Here is a 25,026-nt window from a genome sequence, read left to right on the forward strand (position 1 = left end):
GGCGCCCCTGAGGGGCACCGCGGCCGTATCGCACGAACCGTGGGGGTCAGCTCTTCTTCAGCGCCGCCATCGCGCGTCCGGTGACCTCGTCCACCTTGCCGAGCGCCGAGATCGTCACGACCAGGTTCTGCGCCCGGTAGTAGTCGATGATCGGCTCGGTCTGGGTGTGGTAGACCTCCAGGCGCCGGCGGACGGTCTCCTCGGAGTCGTCGTCGCGCTGGTAGAGCTCGCCGCCGCACACGTCACACACGCCCTCGGCCTTCGGCGGGGTGTACGTCACGTGGAAGACGTGCGCGCTGTCGTTGCGGCAGATGCGGCGGCCCGCGATCCGCTTCACGACCTCGTCCTCGGGGACCTCCAGGTCCAGGACCGCGTCCAGCTGCATGTCCTCGGCCTTGAGGACCACGTCCAGCGCCTCGGCCTGGGCCACGTTGCGCGGGAAGCCGTCGAGCAGGAAGCCGTTCGCGGCGTCCGACTGCTCCATGCGGTCCTTGGCCATGCCGATGGTCACCTCGTCGGGTACCAGGTCACCGGCGTCCATGAACGCCTTGGCCTTCAGACCCAGCTCCGTGCCCTGACTGATGTTGGCGCGGAACAGGTCACCCGTGGAGATGTGCGGGATGTCCAGGTTCTTGGCAAGGAACGCGGCCTGCGTACCCTTGCCGGCCCCGGGCGGTCCGACGAGGACGATTCGCATCAGCGGAGGAACCCTTCGTAATTGCGCTGCTGGAGCTGGCTCTCGATCTGCTTCACGGTCTCCAGCCCCACACCCACGATGATGAGGATGCTCGTCCCGCCGAAGGGGAAGTTGGCATTGGCACCGCCGAAGCCTGCCAACGCCATCGTCGGCACAAGAGCGATCAGACCCAGATACAGCGAGCCCGGCCAAGTGATCCGGTTGAGCACGAAGCTCAGATACTCGGCAGTAGGTCGACCAGCCCGGATACCCGGGATGAAGCCACCATACTTCTTCATGTTGTCCGCGACTTCCTCGGGGTTGAACGAGATCGCCACGTAGAAGAAGGCGAAGAACACGATCAGGAGGAAGTACGTAGCGATGTAGTAGGGGTGGTCACCCTTGACGAAGTGGGCTTCGATCCAGGTCTTCCAGCCCGCGGTGGAGCTGGAGAACTGAGCGATCAAGGCCGGGATGTAGAGCAGCGACGAGGCGAAGATGACGGGAATCACACCCGCCTGGTTCACCTTGAGCGGGATATAAGTGGACGTTCCGCCGTAGGACCTGCGGCCGATCATCCGCTTCGCGTACTGCACCGGGATCCGGCGCTGGGCCTGCTCGACGAAGACGACGAGGGCCACCATCACGAATCCGATCAGGATGACGGTGCCGAACTCGATCCAGCCCTTGGCGAGCTTGCCGCTCTCCTTGATGGCCCACAGGGCGCCCGGGAAGCCGGCGGCGATCGAGATGAACATCAGGATCGACATGCCGTTGCCGATGCCGCGGTCGGTGATGAGCTCACCGAGCCACATGACGACGGCGGTACCGGCGGTCATCGTGATGACCATGGTCACGGTCACGAAGATGGACTGGTCGGGAACGACCTGGTTGGCCACCGTGCAGCCGCTGAAGAGCGCACCCGTGCGGGCGGTCGCCACGAGTCCGGTGCCCTGGAGGATGGCGAGCGCGATCGTCAGGTAGCGCGTGTACTGAGTGATCTTCGCCGTGCCGGACTGCCCCTCCTTCTTCAGGGCTTCCAGACGCGGGATCACGACGGTCAGCAGCTGCAGGATGATGCTCGCCGTGATGTACGGCATGATGCCGAGCGCGAAGATGGTGATCTGCAGCAGCGCCCCGCCGCTGAACATGTTCACCAGGCCGAACAGGGAGTTGTTCCCCTGGCTCGCCTGGTCGACACACTGCTGGACGGCCTCGTAGCTGACGCCGGGCACGGGGATGTGTGCCCCGAGCCGGTACAGCACGATGATGCCGAGCGTGAAGAGCAGCTTCTTGCGCAGGTCGGGCGTCTTGAACGCCCGGGCGAACGCGGTGAGCACGGTGCCTCCTGCGACCCCCGCGCCATGCGCATGAGGTGACGGTCTTGAGGTTCGACGAATAGGTAACGGTCACGAAAACCGTGCGGGCATACCGCACGGAGCCTAGACAGTGCACGCCACCTTACCGGCGAGTGTGCCCCCCTAGGAACGACCAACCGGGGATGCCCCTTTTGAGAGGCATCCCCGGTCGGATGTTCAAGCCATCGAGTCGTCTCAGACGAGCTCGGTGACGGTGCCGCCGGCAGCGGCGATCTTCTCCTTGGCGGAGCCGGAGACGGCGTCGACCGTCACCTGCAGCGCCACGGAGACCTCGCCGGTGCCGAGCACCTTGACGAGCTGGTTCTTACGAACCGCACCCTTGGCGACCAGATCGGCCACCGTGACCTCGCCACCCTGCGGGTAGAGCGCGGCCAGCTTGTCCAGGTTCACGACCTGGTACTCGGTGCGGAACGGGTTCTTGAAGCCCTTGAGCTTCGGGAGACGCATGTGGAGGGGCATCTGCCCACCCTCGAAGCGCTCCGGAACCTGGTAACGGGCCTTGGTGCCCTTCGTACCACGACCGGCCGTCTTACCCTTCGACGCCTCACCACGACCCACACGGGTCTTGGCGGTCTTGGCGCCCGGGGCGGGACGGAGGTTGTGGACCTTCAGCGGGTTGTTCTCCGCCATGTCAGTCGACCTCCTCGACCGTCACGAGGTGGCGGACGGTGTGCACCATTCCGCGGAACTCGGGGCGGTCCTCCTTGACGACCACGTCGTTCAGGCGCTTGAGCCCGAGCGAACGCAGCGTGTCGCGGTGGTTCTGCTTGCTGCCGATGTACGACTTCGTCTGCGTGATCTTGAGGCGAGCCATTACGCACCCGCTCCCGCACGCGCACGGAGCAGAGCCGCGGGGGCGACGTCCTCGAGGGGCAGACCACGGCGAGCCGCGATCTCCTCGGGACGCTGCAGGCCCTTCAGGGCCTCCACGGTCGCGTGCACGATGTTGATCGCGTTGTCGGAGCCGAGCGACTTCGACAGGATGTCGTGAACGCCGGCGCACTCGAGCACGGCACGCACCGGGCCACCGGCGATAACACCGGTACCGGGGGAAGCCGGCTTGAGCAGGACGACGCCCGCGGCCTTCTCGCCCTGGATCGGGTGAGGGATGGTGCCCTGGATGCGCGGAACCTTGAAGAAGTTCTTCTTGGCTTCCTCGACACCCTTGGCGATGGCCGCGGGAACTTCCTTGGCCTTGCCGTAACCGACACCTACGGTGCCGTCACCGTCGCCCACCACGACCAGCGCGGTGAAGCTGAAGCGACGACCACCCTTGACAACCTTGGCGACGCGGTTGATCGCGACAACGCGCTCAACGTACGCGGTCTTCTCGGCGGCAGCGCCACCGTCGCGGCCCTTCCGGTCCCGCCGCTCGCCGCCACCGGCACCGCTTCCGCGGCGCTGGGGTCCAGCCATTGGATTACCTCTCTCTGTTACGTCCGTTAGTCCCGGAACCGGGGCTTAGAACTTCAGCCCGGCTTCGCGGGCGGCGTCAGCCAGAGCGGCAATGCGCCCGGCGTACCTGTTGCCACCACGGTCGAACACGACAGTCTCGACACCCGCGGCCTTGGCGCGCTCGGCGACGAGAGCGCCGACCTGCTTGGCCTGCGCCGACTTGTCACCCTCGCCACCGCGGATCGACGCGTCCAGGTTCGACGCGGACGCAAGGGTGTGACCCTTGAGGTCGTCGATGACCTGAGCGGTGATACCGCGGTTGGAACGCGTCACGACGAGGCGCGGACGCTCCGCCGTACCCGACACGTTCTTGCGGATGCGAATGTGACGGCGGGCCTTGGCCGCACGCTTGTAAGCGTCGCCCTTGGCGATCTTCACACCGTATGCCATGGCTTACTTACCAGCCTTTCCGACCTTGCGGCGGATGACCTCGCCGGCGTACTTGACGCCCTTGGCCTTGTACGGGTCGGGCTTCCGCAGCTTGCGGATGTTCGCCGCGACCTCGCCGACCTTCTGCTTGTCGATGCCCTCGACCGAGAACTTGGTCGGCGACTCGACCTTGAACGAGATGCCCTCGGGCGCCTCGATCAGGATCGGGTGGCTGTAGCCGAGCTGGAACTCCAGGTTGGAGCCCTTCGCGGCCACGCGGTAACCGACACCGCTGATCTCGAGCGCCTTCACGTAACCCTGGGTCACACCGGTGATCATGTTGGCCACCAGCGTGCGGGACAGGCCGTGAAGGGCCTTGTTCTGACGCTCGTCGTTCGGACGGGTGACGTTGAGAACGCCGTCCTCGCCCTTAACGATCTCGATCGGCGCGGCGACGGTGTGGCTCAGGGTGCCCTTGGAACCCTTCACCGTGACCGTGCGGCCATCGATGGTGACGTCCACGCCGGCGGGAACCTGGATAGGCAGCTTGCCAATACGCGACATTAGCTATTCCTCCGTTCCCGACTACCAGACGTAGGCGAGGACTTCCCCACCTACGCCCTTCTTGCCTGCCTGCTGGCCGGTCAGGAGACCGTGGGACGTGGAGATGATCGCCACGCCCAGGCCGCCGAGGACCTTCGGCAGGTTGGTGGACTTCGCGTAAACCCGGAGGCCCGGCTTCGAGATCCGCTTGATGCCCGCGATGGAGCGCTCACGGTTCGGACCGAACTTGAGCTCGAGGACGAGGTTCTTGCCGACCTCGGCGTCCTCGACCTTCCAGCCCGTGATGAAGCCCTCCTGCTGGAGGATTTCCGCGATGTGAGACTTGATCTTGCTGTGCGGCATCGTCACGGTGTCGTGGTATGCCGAGTTCGCGTTACGCAGACGAGTCAGCATGTCCGCGATCGGATCAGTCATGGTCATGAATTGGCCTTCGGCCTCTCTCGCCGGGGTTTCCAGTGCGCCATCCCTCTCCCCACACAGGGGCGGGACGGGTGCGGCGCGGGGACCTACGGCGTAGTAAGTCGTACGGGCGGCGGACGCCCAACCCTCCCAGCCTAAGCCATGGAGGGGTGGGCCTCCGCCAACCCTCTGCTTACCGAGAGACTCCGGTTATCCCTGAATTACGGGGATTACCAGGAGCTCTTGGTCACGCCCGGCAGCTCGCCACGGTGAGCCATCTCACGAAGGCACACGCGGCACAGGCCGAACTTGCGGTACACGGAGTGGGGACGACCACAGCGCTGGCAGCGCGTGTAGCCGCGCACGCCGAACTTGGGCTTGCGGGCAGCCTTCGCGATGAGAGCCTTCTTCGCCATCTCGCTTACGCCTCCTTGAACGGGAAGCCGAGGTGACGGAGAAGGGCACGGCCCTCAGCGTCGTTGGTCGCCGTGGTCACCACGGTGATGTCCATACCCCGGACACGGTCGATCTTGTCCTGGTCGATCTCGTGGAACATGACCTGCTCCGTGAGACCGAAGGTGTAGTTGCCACGCCCGTCGAACTGCTTGGGGGACAGACCACGGAAGTCGCGGATGCGCGGAAGCGCGAGCGACAGGGTGCGGTCCAGGAACTCCCACATGCGGTCGCCACGGAGGGTGACGTGCGCACCGATCGGCTGGCCCTCGCGCAGCTTGAACTGCGCGATGGACTTGCGAGCCTTGGTGACGGCCGGCTTCTGACCGGTGATCGTGGTGAGGTCGCGGATGGCGCCCTCGATCAGCTTGGAGTCGCGGGCGGCGTCGCCCACACCCATGTTGACCACGACCTTGACGAGACCGGGGATCTGCATGACGTTCTCGTACGAGAACTCCTCACGCAGCTTGCCCGCGATCTCCTCGCGGTACTTCGTCTTGAGACGCGGAGTGGTGGTGGTAGCCATCAGATGTCCTCACCCGTCCGCTTGGCAACGCGGATCTTGTTGCCCTCGTCGTCGAAGCGGTAACCGACGCGCGTGACGACCTTCTTGCCGTCCTTCTCAACGACCAGCTGGACGTTGGAGACGTGGACCGGCGCCTCGGTCGTGACGATGCCACCGGCCTGCGACGGGCCGGCCTTGGTGTGCTTCTTGACCCGGTTGACACCCTCGACCAGGACGCGGTTCTCGCGGGGGAAGGCCGTGATGACCTTGCCCTGCTTGCCCTTGTCCTTACCGGTGATGACCTGGACCAGGTCGCCCTTCTTGATCTTCATGCTTACAGCACCTCCGGCGCGAGCGAGATGATCTTCATGAACTTCTTCTCGCGCAGCTCACGGCCCACGGGGCCGAAGATACGGGTGCCGCGAGGGTCGCCGTCGTTCTTGAGAATGACAGCGGCGTTCTCGTCGAAGCGGATGTACGAGCCGTCCTGGCGGCGGCGCTCCTTGACGGTGCGAACGATGACCGCCTTGACGACGTCACCCTTCTTCACGTTGCCACCGGGGATCGCGTCCTTGACGGTGGCGACGATGACGTCACCGATGCCCGCGTAGCGGCGACCGGAGCCACCGAGAACACGGATGCAAAGGATCTCCTTGGCACCAGTGTTGTCGGCGACACGCAGTCGCGACTCCTGCTGGATCACGTCTATCTCCTGATTGTCTGCCGGTTCCCGGCAGGGGTTGATCGCTCAACCCCTGCCGAGCCTGGCGGAACGAACTCGAAGGGTTACCCCTTCAAGTGATTACTTGGCCTTCTCGAGGATCTCGACGACGCGCCAGTGCTTCGAGGCCGACAGCTTCCGGGTCTCCATCAGGAGGACGCGGTCGCCGACGCCGGCAGCGTTCTGCTCGTCGTGAGCCTTGAGCTTGTTCGTACGGCGGATGACCTTGCCGTACAGCGCGTGCTTGACGCGGTCCTCGACGGCGACGACGACGGTCTTGTCCATCTTGTCGCTGACGACCAGGCCCTCACGGACCTTGCGGGCGTTGCGCTCGGTCTTCTGCTCAGTCACATTGTTCTCGCTCATCAGGCGTTCTCCACCGTCTCGATGCCCAGCTCGCGCTCACGCATCAGGGTGTAGATCCGGGCGATGTCCTTACGGACGGACTTGAGCCGACCGTGGTTCTCGAGCTGGCCCGTCGCCGCCTGGAAGCGGAGGTTGAACAGCTCTTCCTTGGCCTCGCGAAGCTTGTTGAGAAGCTCCTCGTTGCCCAGCTCGCGCAGCTCGGACGCCTTGGTACCGGCCGACATCACAGCTCACCTGCCTCGCGCTTGACGATCTTGCACTTCATCGGCAGCTTGTGGGCGGCACGAGTCAGGGCCTCACGCGCGATCTTCTCGTTCGGGTAGGACAGCTCGAACATCACCCGACCGGGCTTGACGTTCGCGATCCACCACTCCGGCGAACCCTTACCGGAACCCATGCGGGTCTCGGCAGGCTTCTTGGTCAGCGGGCGGTCCGGGTAGATGTTGATCCAGACCTTGCCGCCACGCTTGATGTGGCGGGTCATCGCGATACGGGCCGCCTCGATCTGGCGGTTGGTCACGTACGCCGGAGTGAGGGCCTGAATGCCGTACTCGCCGAACGCAACCTGCGTACCACCCTTGGACATACCGCTGCGCTTCGGGTGGTGCTGCTTGCGGTGCTTGACCCTACGGGGGATCAGCATTTCGGTCAGGCCTCCGTTCCGGTGCTCTCAGCCGGAGCAGCGGCGGCAGCCTCGGCCTTGGGGGCCTCGGCGGCAGGAGCCGACTGCTGCGGCTTGCGACCGCGACCGCCACGCTCGCCACCGCGGCCACCACGGCCGGCGGGGCGCTCAGCGCCACCGCGGGCCGGACGGTTGCCGGCGCGGGCAGCGGCGTTCTCGGCGCGGACCTCGGCGATGTTCTTGACGTCGCCCTTGTAGATCCAGACCTTCACGCCGATGCGGCCGAAGGTCGTCTTGGCCTCGAAGAAGCCGTAGTCGACGTTCGCGCGGAGCGTGTGCAGGGGCACGCGGCCCTCGCGGTAGAACTCCGAGCGGGACATCTCGGCGCCGCCGAGGCGACCGCCGCACTGGATCTTGATGCCCTTGGCGCCGGCCTTCATCGTGCCCTGCATGCTCTTACGCATGGCGCGACGGAAGGAGACGCGGGAGGAGAGCTGCTCGGCAACGGCCTGCGCAACCAGCTGAGCGTCCATCTCGGGGTTCTTGACCTCGAGGATGTTCAGCTGGACCTGCTTGCCCGTGAGCTTCTCGAGGTCGCCGCGGATGCGGTCGGCCTCGGCGCCACGGCGGCCGATGACGATGCCCGGACGAGCGGTGTGGATGTCCACCCGCACGCGGTCACGGGTGCGCTCGATCTCAACCTTCGAGATACCGGCGCGCTCCATGCCGGACGTCATCATCCGGCGGATGGCGACGTCTTCCTTGACGTAGTCCTTGTACAGCTTGTCGGCGTACCAGCGGGACTTGAAGTCCGTGGTGATGCCGAGCCGGAACCCATGCGGGTTAACCTTCTGGCCCATTACCGGGTTCCTTCCTTGCTGCTGACGACCACAGTGATGTGGCTGGTCCGCTTACGGATCCGGTAGGCACGGCCCTGAGCACGCGGACGGAACCGCTTCAGGGTCGGGCCCTCATCCACGTACGCCTCGCTGATGTACAGCGAAGAGGCGTCACTGTGGTCGTAGTTGTGCGCGGCGTTGGCAATGGCGCTGTCAAGCACCTTGCCGACCGGCACGCTCGCGGCCTGCGGGGCGAAACGCAGGACCGCCTGAGCCTCCGTGGCGTCCATGCCACGGATAAGGTCCACCACGCGGCGGGCCTTCATGGGCGTGACGCGGATGTACCGCGCCTGGGCCCTGGCTTCCATGGTTGTCCTTCCAGTGTCTGTCATGGTCATTCCACCCCGCTACTAGCGGCGCTTCGACTTCCGGTCGTCCTTCACGTGACCCCGGAAGGTGCGCGTCGGCGAGAACTCGCCGAGCTTGTGGCCGACCATCGACTCGGTGACAAACACCGGAATGTGGGTCTTGCCGTTGTGCACCGCGATCGTGTGGCCGAGCATGGCCGGGATGATCATCGAGCGACGGGACCAGGTCTTGATGACGTTCTTGGTACCGGCTTCGTTCTGAGCGTCCACCTTCTTCACGAGGTGGCCGTCAACGAAGGGTCCCTTCTTGAGACTGCGCGGCATCTAAACCCGCTCCTAGCGCTTCTTGTTCGTCTTGCGGCGGCGGACGATGTACTTGCTCGAAGCCTTCTTCGGCGAGCGAGTACGACCCTCCTTCTGACCCCACGGGGAGACCGGGTGGCGACCACCGGAGGTCTTGCCCTCACCACCACCGTGCGGGTGGTCAACCGGGTTCATCGCCACACCGCGAACGGTCGGGCGAACGCCCAGCCAGCGCTTGCGGCCGGCCTTGCCCCAGTTGATGTTCGACTGCTCGGCGTTGCCGACCTCACCGATGGTGGCGCGGCAGCGGGCGTCGACGAGACGGATCTCACCGGACGGCATACGAAGGTGGGCCATCGTGCCCTCCTTCGCCAGCAGCTGCACGGAGGCACCCGCGGAACGGGCGAACTTGGCGCCACCGCCGGGACGGAGCTCGATCGCGTGGATCGTGGTACCGACCGGGATGTTGCGGAGGGCCAGGTTGTTGCCGGGCTTGATGTCGGCGCCGGGGCCGTTCTCGACCCGGTCGCCCTGCGAAAGGCCACGCGGGGCGATGATGTAGCGCTTCTCGCCGTCCGCGTAGTGGAGCAGCGCGATGCGCGCGGTGCGGTTCGGGTCGTACTCGATGTGAGCGACCTTGGCCGGCACGCCGTCCTTGTCGTGACGACGGAAGTCGATCACGCGGTAGGCACGCTTGTGGCCACCGCCCTGGTGACGGACGGTCACACGACCGGTGTTGTTACGGCCGCCCTTGCTGTGCAGGGGGCGGACCAGCGACTTCTCCGGCGTGGACCGCGTGATCTCGACGAAGTCGGCTACGGAGGAGCCACGGCGGCCCGGCGTAGTCGGCTTGTACTTGCGGATTCCCATTTCTCAGTCCTCGTCCGATTCCGGACGACTCGACCGCCGTCAGGCGGTCGGGCCGCCGAAGATGTCGATACGGTCGCCCTCAGCAAGGGTCACGATGGCGCGCTTGGTGTTGGCGCGCTTGCCGAAACCGGTGCGGGTGCGCTTGCGCTTGCCCTGGCGGTTGATCGTGTTGACCCCGGTGACCTTGACCGAGAAGACCGCCTCGACGGCCTGCTTGATCTGGGTCTTGTTGGAGCCGGGCGCGACGATGAACGTGTACTTGTTCTCGTCCAGCAGGGCGTAGCTCTTCTCGGAGACAACCGGCTTGACGAGAACGTCGCGCGGGTCCGTGAAGGTCTTGCTGGTGATCGTGGCCTCGGACATCAGGCCTCGCTCCCTTCGGTCTCAGCAGCCGACGACTTCGCAGCGCCAGACACGAAGGACTCGAGAGCGGCCTGGGTGAAGACCACGTCGTCGGATCGCATCACGTCGTACGTGTTCAGCTGGCCCGGCTCCAGGATGTGCACCTGGGGCAGGTTGCGGGCGGAGAGCCACGCAGTCTCGTCCGAGCGCTCGGCGACCAGGAGCAGGTTCTTGCGCTCCGAGATCTTGCCGAACAGCGTCTTGGCGGCCTTGGTGGAGATGTCACCCTCGACCACGCCGGTGACGACGTGGATACGGGAGTGGTTCGCCCGGTCGGAGAGGGCACCGCGCAGGGCGGCGGCCTTCATCTTCTTCGGGGTGCGCTGGGAGTAGTCACGCGGCACGGGGCCGTGGACGACGCCACCGCCGGCGAACTGCGGCGCACGGGTCGAACCCTGACGCGCGCGGCCGGTGCCCTTCTGGCGGTAAGGCTTGCGGCCACCGCCACGGACTTCGCCACGGCTCTTGGTCTTGTGCGTGCCCTGGCGGGCAGCGGCCAGCTGCGCGACGACGACCTGGTGGATCAGCGGGATGCTGATCTTGGCGCCGAAGATCTCCGTGGGGAGCTCGACGGTCCCGGCCTTGTCGCCTGCCGGCGAAAGGATGTCAATGGTGCTCATCGGTTCCTCAAACCCCCTTGGCCGCGGTGCGGACCAGGACGAGGCCACCGTTCGGGCCGGGGACGGCGCCCTTGATGAGCAGCAGACCCTTCTCGGCGTCAACGGCGTGGACGGTCAGGTTCTGGGTGGTGACCCGCTCGTTGCCCATGCGACCCGCCATGCGCATGCCCTTGAAGACACGGCCGGGGGTGGCACAACCACCGATGGAACCAGGCTTGCGGTGCACGCGGTGGGCACCGTGCGAAGCCTTGCCACCACGGAAGTTATGACGCTTCATGACACCGGCGAAGCCCTTGCCCTTGCTCTTGCCGGTGACGTCGACCTTCACGCCGGCCTCGAAGACCTCGGCGGTGATCTCCTGGCCGAGCGTGTACTCGGAGGCGTCAGCGGTGCGGAGCTCCACCAGGTGGCGGCGCGGGGTGACGTCGGCCTTGGCGAAGTGACCCTTGAGGGGCTTGTTCACCTTGCGAGGGTCGATCTCGCCGAAGGCGATCTGGACCGACTCGTAGCCGTCGATGTCGTTCGTACGCACCTGGGTCACGACATTCGGACCGGCCTTGACGACGGTCACCGGGACGACCCGGTTGTTCTCGTCCCAGACCTGCGTCATGCCGAGCTTCTCGCCCAGGATGCCCTTGATGTTCTTAGCCATCTCGCGCGTCACCTCAGAGCTTGATCTCGATGTCGACGCCGGCCGGCAGGTCGAGGCGCATGAGCGAGTCAACCGTCTTCGGCGTGGGGTCGAGGATGTCGATGAGGCGCTTGTGCGTGCGCATCTCGAAGTGCTCGCGCGAGTCCTTGTACTTGTGCGGCGACTTGATGACGCAGTACACGTTCTTCTCAGTGGGCAGCGGCACCGGGCCCGCGACCGACGCACCAGTGCGCGTCACCGTCTCGACGATCTTCTTCGCCGAGGAGTCGATGACCTCGTGGTCGTAGGCCTTGAGCCGGATGCGGATCTTCTGTCCCGCCATGGCTACTCAGTAGTCCTTTGTCTTGGTTAACGCTCTGGACTCGGGGGTTCTCGTAACTCTGCCTCCGACCCACGCGGTCGGGCGTGTCGCACTCCCTCTACGCAGAAATCCCTAAGGATCTCCCAACCAAGGGGGTGCGGTCCCAGAACCGCGAGCCGGGGGCAGAACACCCACCGAGTGCCTGGTCGGCACCCCGCTGACGCTTCCCGGAAGATTCCCGTACGTCCGCTCCTGAGAAGGAGCGACGAGTACTGTGGGACTCGCTTCCGGTCCTCCCGACGGGAGGCGCGCAGCATCGGCACTCAACCGAGCAACCCCGACAGTCTGCCATACGGGACGCGGTGGTGGCCAATCGGGCCGAAGAGAGTACCCCGGACGTGACGGAGATCAAACCTGGGGTGCGACACGCCCCCACCCCGCCGCCGGACAGCCGGGCATGGACCTCCCCGGCCGCTCCACCGGCCTCCCACGCGGCGCACGCACCGTCCTCGTGCGCGCCCGCACGACATGCCGGGAGCAAAGGGGACAGTTCCGCTTCATCAAGCGGACGGCCCCTCCGCACACCTCGGACCACGGTCCCGTGACTCAGACGGGGGGGACCTCCGGAATACGCTGCGCAAAGCAGCGAACCCGTCCGCGGCGACGCCGTGCGGGTCACCGATGACACCCCGATGACGCTGGCCGTCGGGGAAGCCCTGGCGGACATCACCACGAGTCCCCGGGAGACAGAAGGGGCCTGGGGAGCAGCACAGTCCGTCACCCCTGCCCAGGTCGAGCCTGCCCTGCGCCGGCACCTCGTCGCCTGGCTGCGCTCCCCGGACAACAACCGCGCACCTGGTCAGACCTGCCTGAACGCCTGCGCCGCCCTGGAACGTGGCCTCCCCTGGCAGGACGCCACGGTCATGTGCTCCAAGGGCTGTGGCGCGAACATGCGCGTGGCCCCGGTCGCCCTCGTACCCGGCCTGACAGCCGAGCAGCGCTCGGGCGTCGCACAGCTCCAGGCAGCCATGACGCACGGCCACCCGACCGCGCTCGCCGCGAGTGATCTGACAGCCCATGCCGTCTGGCTCATCCTCCACGGCGCCATGGACGATCTCCTTCCCCAACTGCGCGCGTACGCCCAGGAGTCGCGGCGCAACTATCACTCCGACTGGCTCGGAGACCTGTGGCGCAAGGCAGGGTCTCCGGACCCCGCGTCGTACATCGCGTTCGGGTGGGACGAATGCCTGCGCGCCCTGGACAAGGTGACCGAGGCCCTGCGCGAGCCGACCGTGGACAGGGACCCCAGCGAGGCCGTCGGACCCGGCTGGGTCGCCGAGGAAGCCCTGGCAGCGGCCCTGTACTGCTTCCTCCTCGTCAACGGCGATGCCCGCGGATCGATCATGCGAGGAGCGCACTCGTCAGGGGATTCCGACTCCATCGCCGCCCTCGCCGGCGCGTTCGCCGGGGCCGAACACGGCACCCGCTACTGGCTGCACGAGTGGACCGAGGTACTGGAATACCGCGACCGCATCCGCACCCTGAGCCAAGCCTGGGACTGCGTACCGAGGTGAAACGCATGGAGACCGAGGCGCACCCGGCCCAGGCCGGGGCGCCGCACCCCACCCACCAGGCGACCGCCTGGCTCCGCGCGGTCTACGGCGGGCTCGTCGAGCTCGCCGTGCCGCGCCCGGTGTACGAGACCGACACGGCCTGACTTGCTGTCCTGCCGGGCCCTCCCGCAGCCGGGTGGGTACGCCGTGAGGCCGACGGTCAGGAGGCGACCGGAAACCTCGTCTACGCCCACAACAACAACGGTCAGGTCGTCCTCCTGGACGGCGTCACCGCCTCCCTGGCCGAGCTGGACACCTCGCACCTCCGCGAGCTGACCCTCCTCCGGGCACTGCCGACGAGACCCTGACGGCGAACCCCTGACCACGACCCCGTCCGGTCCTGGGGACTGGGGCGCCGTGCTTCGGGCAGTCGCACGGCGTGCACACGAGTGACGAGATCTACCACCGGGTGCTGTGGGATCCCCGCCTCGATCCGGAGCGCTTCGTGATGGGGATCGCCGAGCGCGGGGCGGCGCCGAAGCGGATGGCGTTGCCCGACTTCGTACCGGGTGGGGAGATCCCCTGGCACCGGGTGGTGTTCTTCGAGGTCGACGGTGAGGTCGTCTGGGACCGGGCGACAGGGGTGGACCGGCTCGGTGAGGCGGTGGCCGCGGGGCGGGAGTGGGTGCACCGGCTCGGTGAGGCGGTGGCCGACGAGCGGGAGGGGGCGGGCGTCGGACGGGAGGGGGTGGCCGACCCCACGGAGATCCTGGCCGTCGCGCCGACGAACCGTACGGCCGTGGCCTGGATCCCGCCGTCCGAGCTGTGGCCCCCGATCCAGCACATCCGCCGCGAGCACGACCGCCAGATCCACCGCTGGCCGCCGCACGTCAACGTGCTCTTCGGGTTCGTCCCGGAGCCCGAGTTCCGGAGGGCGGCCCCGCTGGTGGCCGTGGCCGCGGCCGGGTCGCCGCCGTTCAGGGCCCGGCTGGAGGGCGTGCACTGGTTCGGCCATCGCGAGGACGCCACGGTCTGGCTCGATCCCGCGGCGGCCGGAGAGGAGCCCTGGGTCCGGCTGCGGGACGCCCTGGAGAGCCGCTTCCCCCTCTGCGGAGGCCACCGGGGCGGAGGCTTCACCCCGCACCTCTCCCTCGGCCGCACGCGGGACCCGCACCGCCTCGCGTCGAAGGCCGACGCGCTGCTCGGGGCGGTGACGGCGCGGGTCACCGAGCTGGTCCTGCTCTCGCGCCGGGGCGACGGGCCGATGCGCGTGCGGGCGAGGGTGCGGCTCGGGACGGGCGAGGTGCGGTGGTCCGCACCCGACCCTGAATGAATCCGTCGGACGTGCGACTTCCCGCACAACCTCCGGTACCGGAAATCCGTCTACCAAGGCGCTCAGGGACCGGTACGCAGCGCGGGAGAACCACCAGCAGTGGACGACAGATCCGTTTCCGTGACCTTCCGGCCCCGGCGGCGCGGCATGCTCGCGGCCGCCGTCGCGGTGGCCGCCCTCGCCGGGTGTTCCGTCCCAGCGCCCCGCCGCACCGGCCCGACCGCCGATCCCGCGCCGGGCAAGGCGATCGCCGATTCGGCGCGCGCGCAGCTCGTGCAGTTCGCCGCGCATCCGGACGACGACCTGTACTTCATGAACCCGGACACCCAGCGCATGCTCGACGCCGGTGTCCCCCTCGCCTCCGTGTACGTCACCGCGGGCGAGCACACCGGCAGGAACTGGATCAAGGGGATGCCGGAGACGGCGCCGGACAAGGCCGCCTACTCCGCCGCCCGTCACCAGGGCCTGCGGCAGGCGTACGCCGAGGCCGTCGGGCTCGACCGGTTCACGCCCTGGCAGAAGGACGTCATCACCCTGCGCGGTGGACGACGGGCCGAGATCAACACGCTCACCCACGGCGGCCGCCGGGTCGAGCTGATCTTCCTCAACCTGCCCATGCACAGCTCCCGGCGGTACATGGCCCTGCCCGCGCTGTGGCACGACCGGGCCCTCGAACTGCGGACCCACGTCTCCGCCGGCTCCCCCGTCGGCCGCTCGGACACCTACGACCACGACCAGCTGATCGACGTCCTCGTCGGCCTCCTGGAGCGGTACCGGCCGACGGTCGTCCAGACCCTCGACCCGGACCCGGACATCCAGCTCAGCGACGAGGCGACCCGCAAGCGGGACAGCGAGCAGCCCGGCTACTCCGACCACGGCGACCACACCGCCGTCGCCTGCTTCTCCTGGGCCGCGCTGATCCGCTGGGTCGCGGAGTCCACGCGGGACGGCGCGGCCGTACCGGCGTTCACGGCGAACGCCTTCCGCGGCTACTACAACCGCCACTGGCCCAAGAACCTCCCCCCGCAGGTCCTCCAGGAGAAGGCCGCGCACCTCGTCCCGTACGGCGGCGATCCCTCCTGGCAGTGCGGCGACCCCTCAGGATGCGGCGACTACGGCGTCGGCGGCGACCGCCCCCTCACCAACAAGAAGGGCTGGGTGCGGTCCACGCACTACCGCTGGCCCGGCGCCGGCCCCGCCGTCGTCGCGGAGCCCGACGGGCGGCTCGTCGCCCATGGAGTGCTCGGGCTGCGCGCGGTCCGCTGGCGGGAGACGGAGAAGGGCTCCGGCCTCTGGGGCGATCCGGAGGACCTCGGCGGCGGCCCGCTCGTGCCGGAGCTGGGCTCAGCGGTGCTCCCCGACGGCCGTGTGCTGCTCCTCGGGGTGCGCTTCGCCTCGCTCGGCGGTCACGGCGGCCCGAACAGGCGCGAGGTCGTGCTCCTGGAGCAGCGCTCCCCCGGCGGCCCCTTCCTCGCCTGGCGCGGCCTGGGCAATCCGGAGCGCGGCGACGACCGGGGGCGCCGCATCGGTGTGCCGGTGGCCGTGACCGCTCCCGACGGCCGGGTCCATCTCTTCGTACGCGACGCCGACAAGGGTGTGGCGACGCGGGTACGGGACACCGCCGGCTCCTGGAGCCCCTGGCAGTCCCTCGAAGGAGAGGTGGAGGTGCAGGACGGGCTGACCGCCCTCGTCGACGGCGCCGGGCGCGTCCACCTCCTGGCGGCGGGCCGGAAGTCCGTCCAGCACTGGATCGACGGCGCGCTCACCGACCCGCTGCCCCTCGCCGGAGATCCCGTCGCCGCCGTCCCCGGCAGCGGCGGCGTCGACGTGTACTACCGCGAACCGGCCGCCGCCGCCCTGCTGAGGGCCGGGCAGGACGTCTCCTTCGACGGGTACGGCGCCGTCGCAGCGCGGCTCGTCGACGGCGAGACGGTGTTCCTGGGCCGGGACCTGCGCGGGCGCTTCCAGCTGCGCCGCGGCGGGCGCACGCACACCCGTACGCAGGGGGTCGCCGCCGTCGGGAACGCCGCGCTCCACGGCGCGGCCGCTGTCGGTCTCGGCGCCGACGGCCGTCCGTGGCTGTGGCGGCCGACGGAAAGGGCCCGCCTCCCTCGATGAGGGAGACGGGCCCGGACCCGGCGCCGAGGCGCTCAGGTCACCGCTGTCACTCGCTTCACTTGGTGAAGTAGCCGGTGATGTCGGCGAGCAGATCCACCGAACCCGACCTGTTGTAGAAGCTGACCTTGCCGTTCACGACCGGGACGACGACCAGGTTCGGGATCGTCTGGCCCGCCACGAAGTTCAGGTTCGACGCGCTCGTACGGGTCGTGCCGTCCGGGTAGACGGACACGAAGCTCGACGCCGTCGGGTTCGTGGCCGTCACGTTCAGGACCACGGCGGTCACGCCCGTGGCCGGAACACCCTGGACGCCCGCGACCGACAGCGTCACGACACTGTCGCCGCCGACCGGGGCCTTGGCGACACCGAGGCCGGAGCGGGTGTCCATCAGCCGCTTCGGACCGAGGTTGATGTGGGACGCGCCCTCGCCACCGGAGGTGAAGTAGCCGGTGATGTCGGCGATGAGGTCGACCGTGCCCGCGTGGTTGTAGAAGCTGACCTTGCCGTCGACGACCGGGACGATCACGAGGTTCGGGATCGTCTGGCCGGCGGTGAAGTTCAGGTTCGACGCGCTCGTACGGGTCGTGCCGTTCGGGTAGACCGACACGAAGCTCGACGCCGTCGGGGCGGTCGCGGTCACGTTCAGGACCACGGCGGTCACGCCGGTCTCCGGGACGCCCTGGACTCCGCTCACCGGCAGGGTCACGACGCCGGCCGGGCCGACCTTGGCCTTGGGCACGCCCAGGCCGGAGCGCGTGTCCATGAGGCGCAACGGACCGTGGTTGACGTGGGTGGAGCCGGCGGTGTCGGTCGTGTAGTAGCCGGTGATGTCGGCGATGAGGTCGACCGTGCCCGCGTGGTTGTAGAAGCTGACCTTGCCGTTCACGACGGGGACGGTGACCAGGTTCGGAATCGTCTTGCCGGCGGTGAAGTTCAGGTTCGACGCGCTCGTACGGGTCGTGCCGTTCGGGTAGACCGACACGAAGCTCGTCGCGGTCGGGGCGGTCGCGGTCACGTTCAGGACGACGGCGCCGACACCCGTGGCCGGGATGCCGTTGGCGCCGGTGACCTGAAGGGTCACCACACCGGTCGGACCGAGCTTGGCCTTGGGCACGCCCAGACCCGCGCGCGTGTCCATCAGTCGCTTGGGCGTGACGGGCGTGAAGGTCTTCGGTCCGGGCACGGTCACCTTGACCGCGGGGGTCGTGGTGGTCCTGCCGGACGTGTGCGTGGCGCGGACGGCGACCTGGTGGTCGCCGTAGCCGGAGAGCGTCGTGGACGCGGACCGGATGTGACCCCAGCCCCACGTGGCCACCTGGCCGTCGACCAGCAGCTCGAACTTGTGGAGGAGGTTGTTCGGCGTGCTGGTGGACCAGTTGACCGTCAGCGGTCCGGGCGTCTCGTAGCCGGTGCCGGCCTGGGTCGCGCCGCCGCCCATCGAGTCGATCTTCAGGTTGGCGGCGGTGCCGGTGGCGTAGCTGCGGATGGTGGGCAGCTGCGGGTAGAGCATGTTGCCCGGGCACTGGGTGTTGAAGCCGTTGCGGTGCCCGGAGATCGCGTCGAACGTGTACGTCTGGCCCTGCGTGAACGAGGTGCCGAAGTAGTTCTTCTGCGTGGCGCCCGCCGTCAGCGTGGCCTTGCCGCCCGGGTCGACGCCGTACTGGCCGAGCTTGTACGCGGCCACGCGCGAGGCCGACGCCAGCGCGGCGCTCGACGCGGCCTGCTCGGTGTAGTCACCGATGATCGACACGCTGGTCGACTCGGAGTTCCAGCCGTAGGTGTGCGCGCCCTGCACCGGCTGGTCGATGCCGCCCTGCCGGCCTTCGAAGATCTTGCCGCACTTGTCGACGAGGAAGTTGTAGCCGAGGTCGCGCCAGCCGTTCGACTTCACGTGGTAGACGTGAATGGCCCGGACGACGGCCGCGGACTGCGCGCAGTCGTAGTCGGCGTCCGTGGTGTGGTGCACGAAGATGGCCTTGATCTTGCCGCCGGGCAGATAGACCGGCCCCTCGTTGTTCAGGCTCTCGTCCGCGCCCCACGCGGCGCGGCTGACGACCGTCGGCTGGGGCGCCGTCGAAGCGGGGCCCGGCGTCGTCGGAGGCACGTCGGTCGAGAACGCGACCGGTTCGGCGGCGAGGTCGCCGCTCTCCTGCGTGGAGCCCGGGTCGACCAGGTCCAGGCGGAGGCCGGCCGGGAGCGTGCCGTTGGCCGCCCCGTCGCTCACCCGCACCTCGGCGCCGTCGGAGGCGCCCACCCAGATGGGTTCGGTGGAGCCACGGGCTCCCGCGCGCTTGCCGTCGAGCAGCGCGGGGTACGGCTCCAGGTCCAGCCACTCGGTCCACTCGCCGGTCTCGGCGCTGCGGGTCCGGGCCTGGATCGTGCCCTTGATCTTCGCCTCGGGGTCCGCCCAGGACACGCCCAGGAGGCCGAACCGCTCGGTGTCGCGCTGCGAAAGAACGGCCTCGCCGTGGCCCTTGTCGGTCAGCGCGAGCTTGTGCACCTCGCTCTTGACCGGGCCGTCCTGCTTCCCGGCGTCGCTGTACGCCGCTGCCCCGTTGTTCTCCTCGGTCCCGAATACCGCCCCGTTCGCGGCCGCCTGGAAACCCAGTACCGCGAGGACACCTACGGCCGTCCCTATAGCCGTGCGACGCACGCGCGCCGCCGCCGTACGTCGTGCTCGACGTCCCGATCTCAAGTTGTCTCCACCCCTTGATGGACATGACACAGCCAACCGGCCGAATGCTACTGGCCGCCGCGGACATGCCCGTCACTGGGGTACGGGAATGACGAAGACCCCCGTCCCGCCGAGAACGGCGGGACGGGGGCCTCGTTTGACGCTCCGTCAGGAGCGGCTCAGGTCAAACCAACAATTACTTGTTGATCTTGGTGACCTGGCCGGCGCCCACGGTCCGGCCACCCTCACGGATGGCGAACTTCAGGCCCTCCTCCATGGCGACGGGCTGGATCAGCTCGACGGTCATGGAGGTGTTGTCGCCCGGCATGACCATCTCGGTGCCCTCGGGGAGGGTCACGACGCCGGTCACGTCCGTGGTACGGAAGTAGAACTGCGGGCGGTAGTTGTTGAAGAACGGGGTGTGACGGCCACCCTCGTCCTTCGACAGGATGTAGGCCTGGGCCTCGAACTCGGTGTGCGGCGTGACCGAACCGGGCTTGATGATGACCTGGCCGCGCTCGACGTCCTCGCGCTTGATGCCACGGAGGAGCAGACCGACGTTCTCACCGGCCTGGCCCTCGTCGAGCAGCTTGCGGAACATCTCGATGCCGGTGACCGTGGTGGTGGTCTTCTCCTGCTTGATACCGACGATGTCGACGGTCTCGTTGACCTTGAGGACACCACGCTCGATACGGCCGGTGACGACGGTGCCACGACCGGTGATCGTGAAGACGTCCTCGATCGGCATCAGGAACGGCTTGTCGACGTCACGCTCGGGCTGCGGGATCGCCTCGTCGACGGCGGCCATCAGGTTCAGGACCGACTGGCCCCACTCCTTGTCGCCCTCGAGCGCCTTGAGCGCCGAGACCTTGACGACCGGCAGGTCGTCGCCCGGGAACTCGTACTCGGAGAGGAGCTCACGCACCTCGAGCTCGACGAGCTCCAGGATCTCCTCGTCGTCCACCATGTCGGCCTTGTTCAGGGCGACGACGATGTACGGAACGCCGACCTGGCGGGCCAGGAGCACGTGCTCCTTGGTCTGCGGCATCGGGCCGTCGGTGGCGGCGACCACGAGGATGGCGCCGTCCATCTGCGCCGCACCCGTGATCATGTTCTTGATGTAGTCCGCGTGACCGGGGCAGTCGACGTGGGCGTAGTGACGCGACTCGGTCTGGTACTCGACGTGCGCGATGGAGATGGTGATACCGCGCTGGCGCTCCTCAGGAGCCTTGTCGATCTGGTCGAAGGCCGAGGCCTCGTTCAGGTCCGGGTACGCGTCGTGCAGCACCTTGGTAATGGCGGCCGTGAGGGTCGTCTTACCGTGGTCGATGTGACCGATGGTGCCGATGTTGACGTGCGGCTTAGTCCGCTCGAACTTCGCCTTCGCCACGGGGGTCCTCCTGGAGTGGTTCTGAACGCCTTGCTTCATCGGCGCCAGGTGATCTTTGCTGGGATGCCAGGCGCCGGGGCCCGATTCCTCGGGTTACGGGGATGAGCCCCGGCGACTGGGTCAAGCCTAAAGCGTGAACTTGGGAGAGTTACTCGCCCTTGGCCTTCGCGATGATCTCCTCGGCGACGTTCCGCGGAACCTCGGCGTAGGAGTCGAACTGCATCGAGTAGCTTGCGCGACCCGAGGTCTTGCTGCGGAGGTCTCCGACGTAGCCGAACATCTCCGAAAGCGGCACGAGGCCCTTCACGACGCGAGCGCCGCTGCGCTCCTCCATGGCCTGGATCTGACCACGGCGGGAGTTGATGTCACCGATGACCTCACCCATGTAGTCCTCGGGCGTGACGACCTCAACGGCCATCATCGGCTCAAGGATGACGGGGGAAGCCTTGCGCGCGGCCTCCTTGAAGGCCTGCGAACCGGCGATCTTGAAGGCGAGCTCGGAGGAGTCGACCTCGTGGTAGGCACCGTCGAGAAGGATGACGCGGACGCCAGTCATCTCGTAGCCGGCCAGGATGCCGAACTGCATGGCCTCCTGCGCACCGGCGTCGACCGAAGGGATGTACTCCTTCGGGATGCGGCCACCGGTGACCTTGTTCACGAACTCGTACGAGGCGTCGCCGCCCTCGATGGGCTCGATCGCGATCTGCACCTTGGCGAACTGACCGGTACCACCGGTCTGCTTCTTGTGGGTGAAGTCCACGCGCTCGACGGCCTTGCGGATCGTCTCGCGGTACGCGACCTGCGGCTTGCCGACGTTCGCCTCGACCTTGAACTCGCGACGCATACGGTCGACGAGGATGTCGAGGTGAAGCTCGCCCATACCACCGATGATGGTCTGGCCGGTCTCCTCGTCCGAGTGGACCTGGAAGGAGGGGTCCTCCTCCGCGAGACGCTGGATGGCGACACCCAGCTTCTCCTGGTCACCCTTGGACTTGGGCTCGATGGCGACCTGAATGACCGGCGCCGGGAAGTCCATGGACTCCAGGATGACCGGGTTCTTCTCGTCGCACAGCGTCTCACCGGTGGTGGTCTGCTTGAGGCCCATGACGGCGACGATGTCGCCGGCGCCCACCGAGTCGATCTCCTCACGCTTGTTCGCGTGCATGCGGTAGATCTTGCCGATGCGCTCCTTCTTGCCCTTGACGGAGTTCAGCACCGAGGTGCCGGCCTCCAGGCGACCGGAGTAGATCCGGACGAAGGTGAGCTTGCCGAGGTGCGGGTCGCTCGCGATCTTGAAGGCGAGCGCCGAAAGGGGCTCCTCCTCCGACGGCTTGCGCTTGACGACAACCTCGGCGTCCTTGACGTCGTGGCCCTCGATGGCCTCGACGTCCAGGGGGGAGGGGAGGTAGCGCACGACCGCGTCGAGCAGGGGCTGAACACCCTTGTTCTTGAACGCGGTGCCACAGAAGACGGGGGTGATCGTCTTCTCGCCGCCACCCTTGCCGGAGGCGATGGTGATACGACGGATCGCGGCGTACAGCTGCTCCTCGGTGGGCTCCTGGCCCTCGAGGAAGAGCTCCATGATCTCTTCGTCGTTCTCCGCGACGGTCTCGACCAGCTTGCCGCGCCACTCTTCAGCGGCCTCGGTGTGCGAGGCGGGGATGTCGACGACGTCGTACATCTCGCCCTTGGTCGCTTCCGCGGACCAGACCAGGGCCTTCATGCGGACGAGGTCCACGACACCCTGGAAGTCCATCTCGGCACCGATGGGGAGCTGCATGACGATCGGGACGGCGCCGAGGCGGTCCACGATCATGTCGACGCAGCGGTGGAACTCGGCGCCCGTACGGTCGAGCTTGTTGACGAAGCAGATACGCGGAACGCCGTAGCGGTCCGCCTGACGCCAGACAGTCTCGGACTGGGGCTCAACACCGGCGACGCCGTCGAACACCGTCACCGCACCGTCGAGCACGCGCAGCGAACGCTCCACCTCGACGGTGAAGTCGACGTGGCCCGGGGTGTCGATGATGTTGATGGTGTGGTCGACGTCCTCGAGCGGCCAGTGGCAGGTCGTCGCGGCGGACGTGATCGTGATGCCGCGCTCCTGCTCCTGCTCCATCCAGTCCATCGTGGCAGCGCCGTCGTGGACTTCACCGATCTTGTACGAGACACCGGTGTAGAACAGGATTCGCTCGGTGGTGGTCGTCTTGCCCGCGTCGATGTGGGCCATGATGCCGATGTTGCGCACCTTGGCCAGGTCAAGCGAAGTGGTAGCCATATCGGCTCAGTCTTCTCTCGGTCTCGATGTGGGTTGCGACTACCAGCGGTAGTGCGCGAAGGCCTTGTTGGACTCGGCCATCTTGTGCGTGTCCTCACGCTTCTTGACCGAAGCACCGAGGCCGTTGGAGGCGTCGAGAAGCTCGTTCATGAGGCGCTCGGTCATGGTCTTCTCGCGACGGGCGCGGGAGTAACCCACGAGCCAGCGGAGCGCGAGGGTGGAGGCGCGACCGGGCTTGACCTCGATCGGCACCTGGTAGGTGGCGCCACCGACACGGCGGGACTTGACCTCGAGGGACGGCTTCACGTTCTCGAGGGCACGCTTCAGCGTGATGACCGGGTCGTTGCCGGTCTTCTCGCGGAGGCCTTCCATGGCGCCGTAGACGATGCGCTCGGCGGTGGAGCGCTTGCCGTCCAGCAGGATCTTGTTGATCAGCGAGGTGACAAGAGGAGAGCTGTAGACCGGGTCGATGATGACCGGGCGCTTCGGGGCGGGGCCCTTACGAGGCATTCTTACTTCTCCTTCTTGGCGCCGTAGCGGCTGCGAGCCTGCTTACGGTTCTTGACGCCCTGCGTGTCGAGGGAACCGCGGATGATCTTGTAACGAACACCCGGCAGGTCCTTCACACGGCCACCGCGCACGAGCACGATGGAGTGCTCCTGCAGGTTGTGACCCTCACCCGGGATGTAGGCCGTGACCTCGATGCCGGAGGTCAGACGCACACGCGCGACCTTACGGAGGGCCGAGTTCGGCTTCTTCGGGGTGGTCGTGAACACACGCGTGCAGACGCCGCGGCGCTGAGGGGAACCCTCGAGTGCGGGCGTCTTGTTCTTCTCGACCTTGTCCTGCCGGCCCTTCCGGACCAGCTGCTGGATCGTAGGCACTACTTCTCCGGTTTCTGTGTGCCGTCGTAAAACTAACCTGGAACACTGCGCCGACCCACGCGGTCGGGTGTGTCGAATACTGCGGACCTCCGCCGAGGGCGAAAAAGCGCAGATTGCGGTGGCCGTACTCGAACTCGCGGTGCGGTTGAGGACACGCACACGAGCCCAGGCACACCCCAGGCACAAGGTCTGAGCGTACCTATCGCATGGACTCCGGTCAAAACAAATGCCCGCGCGCACCGGGGCCCGGCCGAAGCCCGGGCCGACCTCGGAGAACGCGGGCGTCCGACACACAGGGGAGCCGGGGCGTCATCACCCCGGCTCCCCCTGGCACTTCCCGGCGGCGGCCCGCTCGGCGGGCCACCGCTCACTCCCTCGCGGCACGCCCGGGATCGGTCTGTTCGTCGCCGTCCGCGTCCGCGCCGTCGGTCTCGAGGAACTCGTTCACCACCTTGGTGAAGACGCCGAGCCGCTCGTCGGGGACCCCGAGCCAGCGCGCGAAGTCCTCCATCGACGGCTGCCAGTCGTTCGGCGGGAGAAGATCCTCCGCCAGCGGCAGCTCCTCCGGGGTCACGCGCCCCGACCGGATGAGCATGTCGCGGACGGACACCCCGAGCAGCGGGGCGATCCTGCGCATGGTCTCCAGGTCGGGCATGCTCTGCCGCTGCAGCAGTCGGGTCACGGCCGCGCGATGCACGCCGGCCTCGTCCGCGATCCGGGACTTCCCGCCGCCGCGCGGGCTGTCGATGTCGTACCCGCGTTCGCGCATCAGCCGCTCGACCCAGCCCGCGAATTCGTCCAGCCCATGAGTGGTCATGTAACGCTCCTCACTCCACTCCTCCAGGCGGCCAACTCTAGCGTGCTTGCGCGCAAGGAATTACGTAGTTTCGGCAGCGCAACCGTGTCAAACCGGTGAAGGTGCTTCACGAAGG

The 25,026-nt window shown here is 67.5% G+C and carries 31 protein-coding genes and 2 pseudogenes; 4 read left to right on the plus strand and 29 right to left on the minus strand.

Annotation, left to right across the window (positions count from 1 at the left end; translation table 11 throughout):
• Positions 1-46: 46 nt before the first annotated feature.
• From ABZY12_RS01990 to rpsJ, 23 genes are all read right to left on the minus strand, one after another.
• Positions 47-697, minus strand: coding sequence for an adenylate kinase (locus ABZY12_RS01990; RefSeq protein ID WP_356886087.1), 651 nt, complete (start codon positions 695-697; stop codon positions 47-49).
• Positions 697-2,016 (minus strand): preprotein translocase subunit SecY, encoded by a 1,320-nt coding sequence (gene secY, locus ABZY12_RS01995; RefSeq protein WP_356886089.1) that lies wholly within the window; start codon positions 2,014-2,016, stop codon positions 697-699. The genes ABZY12_RS01990 and secY overlap by 1 nt, the downstream gene beginning before the upstream one ends.
• Positions 2,017-2,229: 213 nt before the next feature.
• On the minus strand, positions 2,230-2,685 hold the full coding sequence (gene rplO, locus ABZY12_RS02000) for a 50S ribosomal protein L15 (RefSeq protein ID WP_137993928.1): 456 nt from the start codon (positions 2,683-2,685) through the stop codon (positions 2,230-2,232).
• Position 2,686: 1 nt separating this feature from the next.
• On the minus strand, positions 2,687-2,869 hold the full coding sequence (gene rpmD / locus ABZY12_RS02005) for a 50S ribosomal protein L30 (protein ID WP_005313525.1): 183 nt from the start codon (positions 2,867-2,869) through the stop codon (positions 2,687-2,689).
• Positions 2,869-3,471 (minus strand): 30S ribosomal protein S5, encoded by a 603-nt coding sequence (gene rpsE / locus ABZY12_RS02010; protein ID WP_015035588.1) that lies wholly within the window; start codon positions 3,469-3,471, stop codon positions 2,869-2,871. The genes rpmD and rpsE overlap by 1 nt, the downstream gene beginning before the upstream one ends.
• Positions 3,472-3,516: 45 nt before the next feature.
• Positions 3,517-3,900, minus strand: a complete 384-nt coding sequence (gene rplR / locus ABZY12_RS02015) for a 50S ribosomal protein L18 (RefSeq protein WP_351793016.1) — start codon at positions 3,898-3,900, stop codon at positions 3,517-3,519.
• A 3-nt stretch (positions 3,901-3,903) separates the two neighbouring features.
• On the minus strand, positions 3,904-4,443 hold the full coding sequence (rplF, locus tag ABZY12_RS02020) for a 50S ribosomal protein L6 (RefSeq protein WP_356886092.1): 540 nt from the start codon (positions 4,441-4,443) through the stop codon (positions 3,904-3,906).
• 21 nt (positions 4,444-4,464) lie between these two features.
• A complete protein-coding gene (gene rpsH, locus ABZY12_RS02025) occupies positions 4,465-4,863 on the minus strand; it encodes a 30S ribosomal protein S8 (protein ID WP_030209003.1) in 399 nt (132 codons plus the stop codon).
• Positions 4,864-5,072: 209 nt separating this feature from the next.
• The gene (locus ABZY12_RS02030; protein WP_003948630.1) at positions 5,073-5,258 is read right to left on the minus strand and encodes a type Z 30S ribosomal protein S14; all 186 of its coding nucleotides are present in this window, start codon (positions 5,256-5,258) and stop codon (positions 5,073-5,075) included.
• 5 nt (positions 5,259-5,263) lie between these two features.
• Entirely contained in the window at positions 5,264-5,821 is a 558-nt protein-coding gene (rplE, locus tag ABZY12_RS02035) for a 50S ribosomal protein L5 (protein WP_260229393.1), read from the minus strand.
• Positions 5,821-6,132 (minus strand): 50S ribosomal protein L24, encoded by a 312-nt coding sequence (gene rplX / locus ABZY12_RS02040; RefSeq protein WP_015035583.1) that lies wholly within the window; start codon positions 6,130-6,132, stop codon positions 5,821-5,823. The genes rplE and rplX overlap by 1 nt, the downstream gene beginning before the upstream one ends.
• A gap of 2 nt (positions 6,133-6,134) precedes the next feature.
• Positions 6,135-6,503, minus strand: a complete 369-nt coding sequence (gene rplN / locus ABZY12_RS02045; protein ID WP_003956455.1) for a 50S ribosomal protein L14 — start codon at positions 6,501-6,503, stop codon at positions 6,135-6,137.
• Positions 6,504-6,602: 99 nt separating this feature from the next.
• Positions 6,603-6,887 (minus strand): 30S ribosomal protein S17, encoded by a 285-nt coding sequence (gene rpsQ, locus ABZY12_RS02050; RefSeq protein WP_158989424.1) that lies wholly within the window; start codon positions 6,885-6,887, stop codon positions 6,603-6,605.
• Complete coding sequence (gene rpmC / locus ABZY12_RS02055) at positions 6,887-7,111, minus strand: 50S ribosomal protein L29 (RefSeq protein WP_017239580.1); 225 nt, start codon at positions 7,109-7,111, stop codon at positions 6,887-6,889. Before rpmC ends, rpsQ begins: the two co-directional genes overlap by 1 nt.
• Complete coding sequence (gene rplP, locus ABZY12_RS02060) at positions 7,111-7,530, minus strand: 50S ribosomal protein L16 (RefSeq protein WP_015035580.1); 420 nt, start codon at positions 7,528-7,530, stop codon at positions 7,111-7,113. The genes rpmC and rplP overlap by 1 nt, the downstream gene beginning before the upstream one ends.
• Positions 7,531-7,535: 5 nt before the next feature.
• A complete protein-coding gene (rpsC, locus tag ABZY12_RS02065) occupies positions 7,536-8,369 on the minus strand; it encodes a 30S ribosomal protein S3 (protein WP_356886096.1) in 834 nt (277 codons plus the stop codon).
• Complete coding sequence (gene rplV, locus ABZY12_RS02070) at positions 8,369-8,716, minus strand: 50S ribosomal protein L22 (protein ID WP_030208989.1); 348 nt, start codon at positions 8,714-8,716, stop codon at positions 8,369-8,371. Before rplV ends, rpsC begins: the two co-directional genes overlap by 1 nt.
• Positions 8,717-8,758: 42 nt before the next feature.
• Complete coding sequence (rpsS, locus tag ABZY12_RS02075) at positions 8,759-9,040, minus strand: 30S ribosomal protein S19 (RefSeq protein WP_015035577.1); 282 nt, start codon at positions 9,038-9,040, stop codon at positions 8,759-8,761.
• Between the two features lie 12 nt (positions 9,041-9,052).
• A complete protein-coding gene (rplB, locus tag ABZY12_RS02080; RefSeq protein ID WP_356886098.1) occupies positions 9,053-9,889 on the minus strand; it encodes a 50S ribosomal protein L2 in 837 nt (278 codons plus the stop codon).
• Positions 9,890-9,928: 39 nt separating this feature from the next.
• Positions 9,929-10,252: a 50S ribosomal protein L23 gene (gene rplW, locus ABZY12_RS02085; RefSeq protein ID WP_327374685.1), complete on the minus strand. Its 324-nt coding sequence runs from the start codon at positions 10,250-10,252 to the stop codon at positions 9,929-9,931.
• Positions 10,252-10,911 (minus strand): 50S ribosomal protein L4, encoded by a 660-nt coding sequence (gene rplD, locus ABZY12_RS02090; RefSeq protein ID WP_356886101.1) that lies wholly within the window; start codon positions 10,909-10,911, stop codon positions 10,252-10,254. The genes rplW and rplD overlap by 1 nt, the downstream gene beginning before the upstream one ends.
• A 7-nt stretch (positions 10,912-10,918) precedes the next feature.
• Positions 10,919-11,563 (minus strand): 50S ribosomal protein L3, encoded by a 645-nt coding sequence (gene rplC, locus ABZY12_RS02095; protein ID WP_041664123.1) that lies wholly within the window; start codon positions 11,561-11,563, stop codon positions 10,919-10,921.
• Between the two features lie 13 nt (positions 11,564-11,576).
• Positions 11,577-11,885 (minus strand): 30S ribosomal protein S10, encoded by a 309-nt coding sequence (gene rpsJ / locus ABZY12_RS02100; RefSeq protein WP_003948644.1) that lies wholly within the window; start codon positions 11,883-11,885, stop codon positions 11,577-11,579.
• Between the two features lie 635 nt (positions 11,886-12,520).
• Between rpsJ and ABZY12_RS02105 the strand changes: the two are divergent.
• From ABZY12_RS02105 to ABZY12_RS02120, 4 genes and pseudogenes are all read left to right on the plus strand, one after another.
• Positions 12,521-13,438 (plus strand): annotated as a pseudogene (locus ABZY12_RS02105) (ADP-ribosylglycohydrolase family protein); the annotation flags it as partial.
• A gap of 5 nt (positions 13,439-13,443) precedes the next feature.
• Entirely contained in the window at positions 13,444-13,581 is a 138-nt protein-coding gene (locus ABZY12_RS02110; protein WP_356886103.1) for a hypothetical protein, read from the plus strand.
• 275 nt (positions 13,582-13,856) lie between these two features.
• Positions 13,857-14,732: pseudogene (locus ABZY12_RS02115) on the plus strand (RNA repair domain-containing protein); the annotation flags it as partial.
• 165 nt (positions 14,733-14,897) lie between these two features.
• Positions 14,898-16,868, plus strand: a complete 1,971-nt coding sequence (locus ABZY12_RS02120) for a PIG-L family deacetylase (protein WP_356886288.1) — start codon at positions 14,898-14,900, stop codon at positions 16,866-16,868.
• A 55-nt stretch (positions 16,869-16,923) separates the two neighbouring features.
• On the opposite strand, the gene ABZY12_RS02125 is transcribed toward ABZY12_RS02120, so the two are convergent.
• The 6 genes from ABZY12_RS02125 to ABZY12_RS02150 all read right to left on the minus strand — a co-directional run bounded on the left by ABZY12_RS02125 (position 16,924) and on the right by ABZY12_RS02150 (position 24,911).
• Positions 16,924-19,521, minus strand: coding sequence for an N-acetylmuramoyl-L-alanine amidase (locus tag ABZY12_RS02125; protein WP_356886105.1), 2,598 nt, complete (start codon positions 19,519-19,521; stop codon positions 16,924-16,926).
• A gap of 217 nt (positions 19,522-19,738) precedes the next feature.
• The gene (gene tuf / locus ABZY12_RS02130) at positions 19,739-20,932 is read right to left on the minus strand and encodes an elongation factor Tu (protein ID WP_137993946.1); all 1,194 of its coding nucleotides are present in this window, start codon (positions 20,930-20,932) and stop codon (positions 19,739-19,741) included.
• 148 nt (positions 20,933-21,080) lie between these two features.
• Positions 21,081-23,210, minus strand: coding sequence for an elongation factor G (gene fusA, locus ABZY12_RS02135; protein ID WP_356886108.1), 2,130 nt, complete (start codon positions 23,208-23,210; stop codon positions 21,081-21,083).
• Positions 23,211-23,249: 39 nt separating this feature from the next.
• Positions 23,250-23,720 carry a 30S ribosomal protein S7 gene (gene rpsG, locus ABZY12_RS02140; RefSeq protein ID WP_003966970.1) on the minus strand — a complete coding sequence of 157 codons (471 nt, stop codon included), beginning with the start codon at positions 23,718-23,720 and terminating at the stop codon, positions 23,250-23,252.
• A 2-nt stretch (positions 23,721-23,722) separates the two neighbouring features.
• Complete coding sequence (rpsL, locus tag ABZY12_RS02145; RefSeq protein ID WP_003948652.1) at positions 23,723-24,094, minus strand: 30S ribosomal protein S12; 372 nt, start codon at positions 24,092-24,094, stop codon at positions 23,723-23,725.
• A gap of 367 nt (positions 24,095-24,461) precedes the next feature.
• Complete coding sequence (locus ABZY12_RS02150) at positions 24,462-24,911, minus strand: helix-turn-helix transcriptional regulator (RefSeq protein WP_356886110.1); 450 nt, start codon at positions 24,909-24,911, stop codon at positions 24,462-24,464.
• Between the last annotated feature and the right edge of the window lie 115 nt (positions 24,912-25,026).

It is taken from the genome of Streptomyces sp. NPDC006551 (assembly GCF_040611675.1).
Classification (GTDB): domain Bacteria; phylum Actinomycetota; class Actinomycetes; order Streptomycetales; family Streptomycetaceae; genus Streptomyces.

Excerpts from the sequence above, each read along its gene's own strand:
- ABZY12_RS01990 (WP_356886087.1), bottom strand. The coding sequence starts at position 697 with ATGCGAATCGTCCTCGTCGGACCGCCCGGGGCCGGCAAGGGTACGCAG.
- rplO (WP_137993928.1), bottom strand. The coding sequence starts at position 2,685 with ATGGCGGAGAACAACCCGCTGAAGGTCCACAACCTCCGTCCCGCCCCG.
- rpmD (WP_005313525.1), bottom strand. The coding sequence starts at position 2,869 with ATGGCTCGCCTCAAGATCACGCAGACGAAGTCGTACATCGGCAGCAAG.
- rpsE (WP_015035588.1), bottom strand. The coding sequence starts at position 3,471 with ATGGCTGGACCCCAGCGCCGCGGAAGCGGTGCCGGTGGCGGCGAGCGG.
- rplR (WP_351793016.1), bottom strand. The coding sequence starts at position 3,900 with ATGGCATACGGTGTGAAGATCGCCAAGGGCGACGCTTACAAGCGTGCG.
- rplF (WP_356886092.1), bottom strand. The coding sequence starts at position 4,443 with ATGTCGCGTATTGGCAAGCTGCCTATCCAGGTTCCCGCCGGCGTGGAC.
- rpsH (WP_030209003.1), bottom strand. The coding sequence starts at position 4,863 with ATGACCATGACTGATCCGATCGCGGACATGCTGACTCGTCTGCGTAAC.
- ABZY12_RS02030 (WP_003948630.1), bottom strand. The coding sequence starts at position 5,258 with ATGGCGAAGAAGGCTCTCATCGCGAAGGCTGCCCGCAAGCCCAAGTTC.
- rplE (WP_260229393.1), bottom strand. The coding sequence starts at position 5,821 with ATGGCTACCACCACCACTCCGCGTCTCAAGACGAAGTACCGCGAGGAG.
- rplX (WP_015035583.1), bottom strand. The coding sequence starts at position 6,132 with ATGAAGATCAAGAAGGGCGACCTGGTCCAGGTCATCACCGGTAAGGAC.
- rpsQ (WP_158989424.1), bottom strand. The coding sequence starts at position 6,887 with ATGAGCGAGAACAATGTGACTGAGCAGAAGACCGAGCGCAACGCCCGC.
- rpmC (WP_017239580.1), bottom strand. The coding sequence starts at position 7,111 with ATGTCGGCCGGTACCAAGGCGTCCGAGCTGCGCGAGCTGGGCAACGAG.
- rplP (WP_015035580.1), bottom strand. The coding sequence starts at position 7,530 with ATGCTGATCCCCCGTAGGGTCAAGCACCGCAAGCAGCACCACCCGAAG.
- rpsC (WP_356886096.1), bottom strand. The coding sequence starts at position 8,369 with ATGGGCCAGAAGGTTAACCCGCATGGGTTCCGGCTCGGCATCACCACG.
- rplV (WP_030208989.1), bottom strand. The coding sequence starts at position 8,716 with ATGGAAGCCAGGGCCCAGGCGCGGTACATCCGCGTCACGCCCATGAAG.
- rpsS (WP_015035577.1), bottom strand. The coding sequence starts at position 9,040 with ATGCCGCGCAGTCTCAAGAAGGGACCCTTCGTTGACGGCCACCTCGTG.
- rplB (WP_356886098.1), bottom strand. The coding sequence starts at position 9,889 with ATGGGAATCCGCAAGTACAAGCCGACTACGCCGGGCCGCCGTGGCTCC.
- rplW (WP_327374685.1), bottom strand. The coding sequence starts at position 10,252 with ATGTCCGAGGCCACGATCACCAGCAAGACCTTCACGGACCCGCGCGAC.
- rplD (WP_356886101.1), bottom strand. The coding sequence starts at position 10,911 with ATGAGCACCATTGACATCCTTTCGCCGGCAGGCGACAAGGCCGGGACC.
- rplC (WP_041664123.1), bottom strand. The coding sequence starts at position 11,563 with ATGGCTAAGAACATCAAGGGCATCCTGGGCGAGAAGCTCGGCATGACG.
- rpsJ (WP_003948644.1), bottom strand. The coding sequence starts at position 11,885 with ATGGCGGGACAGAAGATCCGCATCCGGCTCAAGGCCTACGACCACGAG.
- ABZY12_RS02110 (WP_356886103.1), top strand. The coding sequence starts at position 13,444 with ATGGAGACCGAGGCGCACCCGGCCCAGGCCGGGGCGCCGCACCCCACC.
- ABZY12_RS02120 (WP_356886288.1), top strand. The coding sequence starts at position 14,898 with ATGCTCGCGGCCGCCGTCGCGGTGGCCGCCCTCGCCGGGTGTTCCGTC.
- fusA (WP_356886108.1), bottom strand. The coding sequence starts at position 23,210 with ATGGCTACCACTTCGCTTGACCTGGCCAAGGTGCGCAACATCGGCATC.
- rpsG (WP_003966970.1), bottom strand. The coding sequence starts at position 23,720 with ATGCCTCGTAAGGGCCCCGCCCCGAAGCGCCCGGTCATCATCGACCCG.
- ABZY12_RS02150 (WP_356886110.1), bottom strand. The coding sequence starts at position 24,911 with ATGACCACTCATGGGCTGGACGAATTCGCGGGCTGGGTCGAGCGGCTG.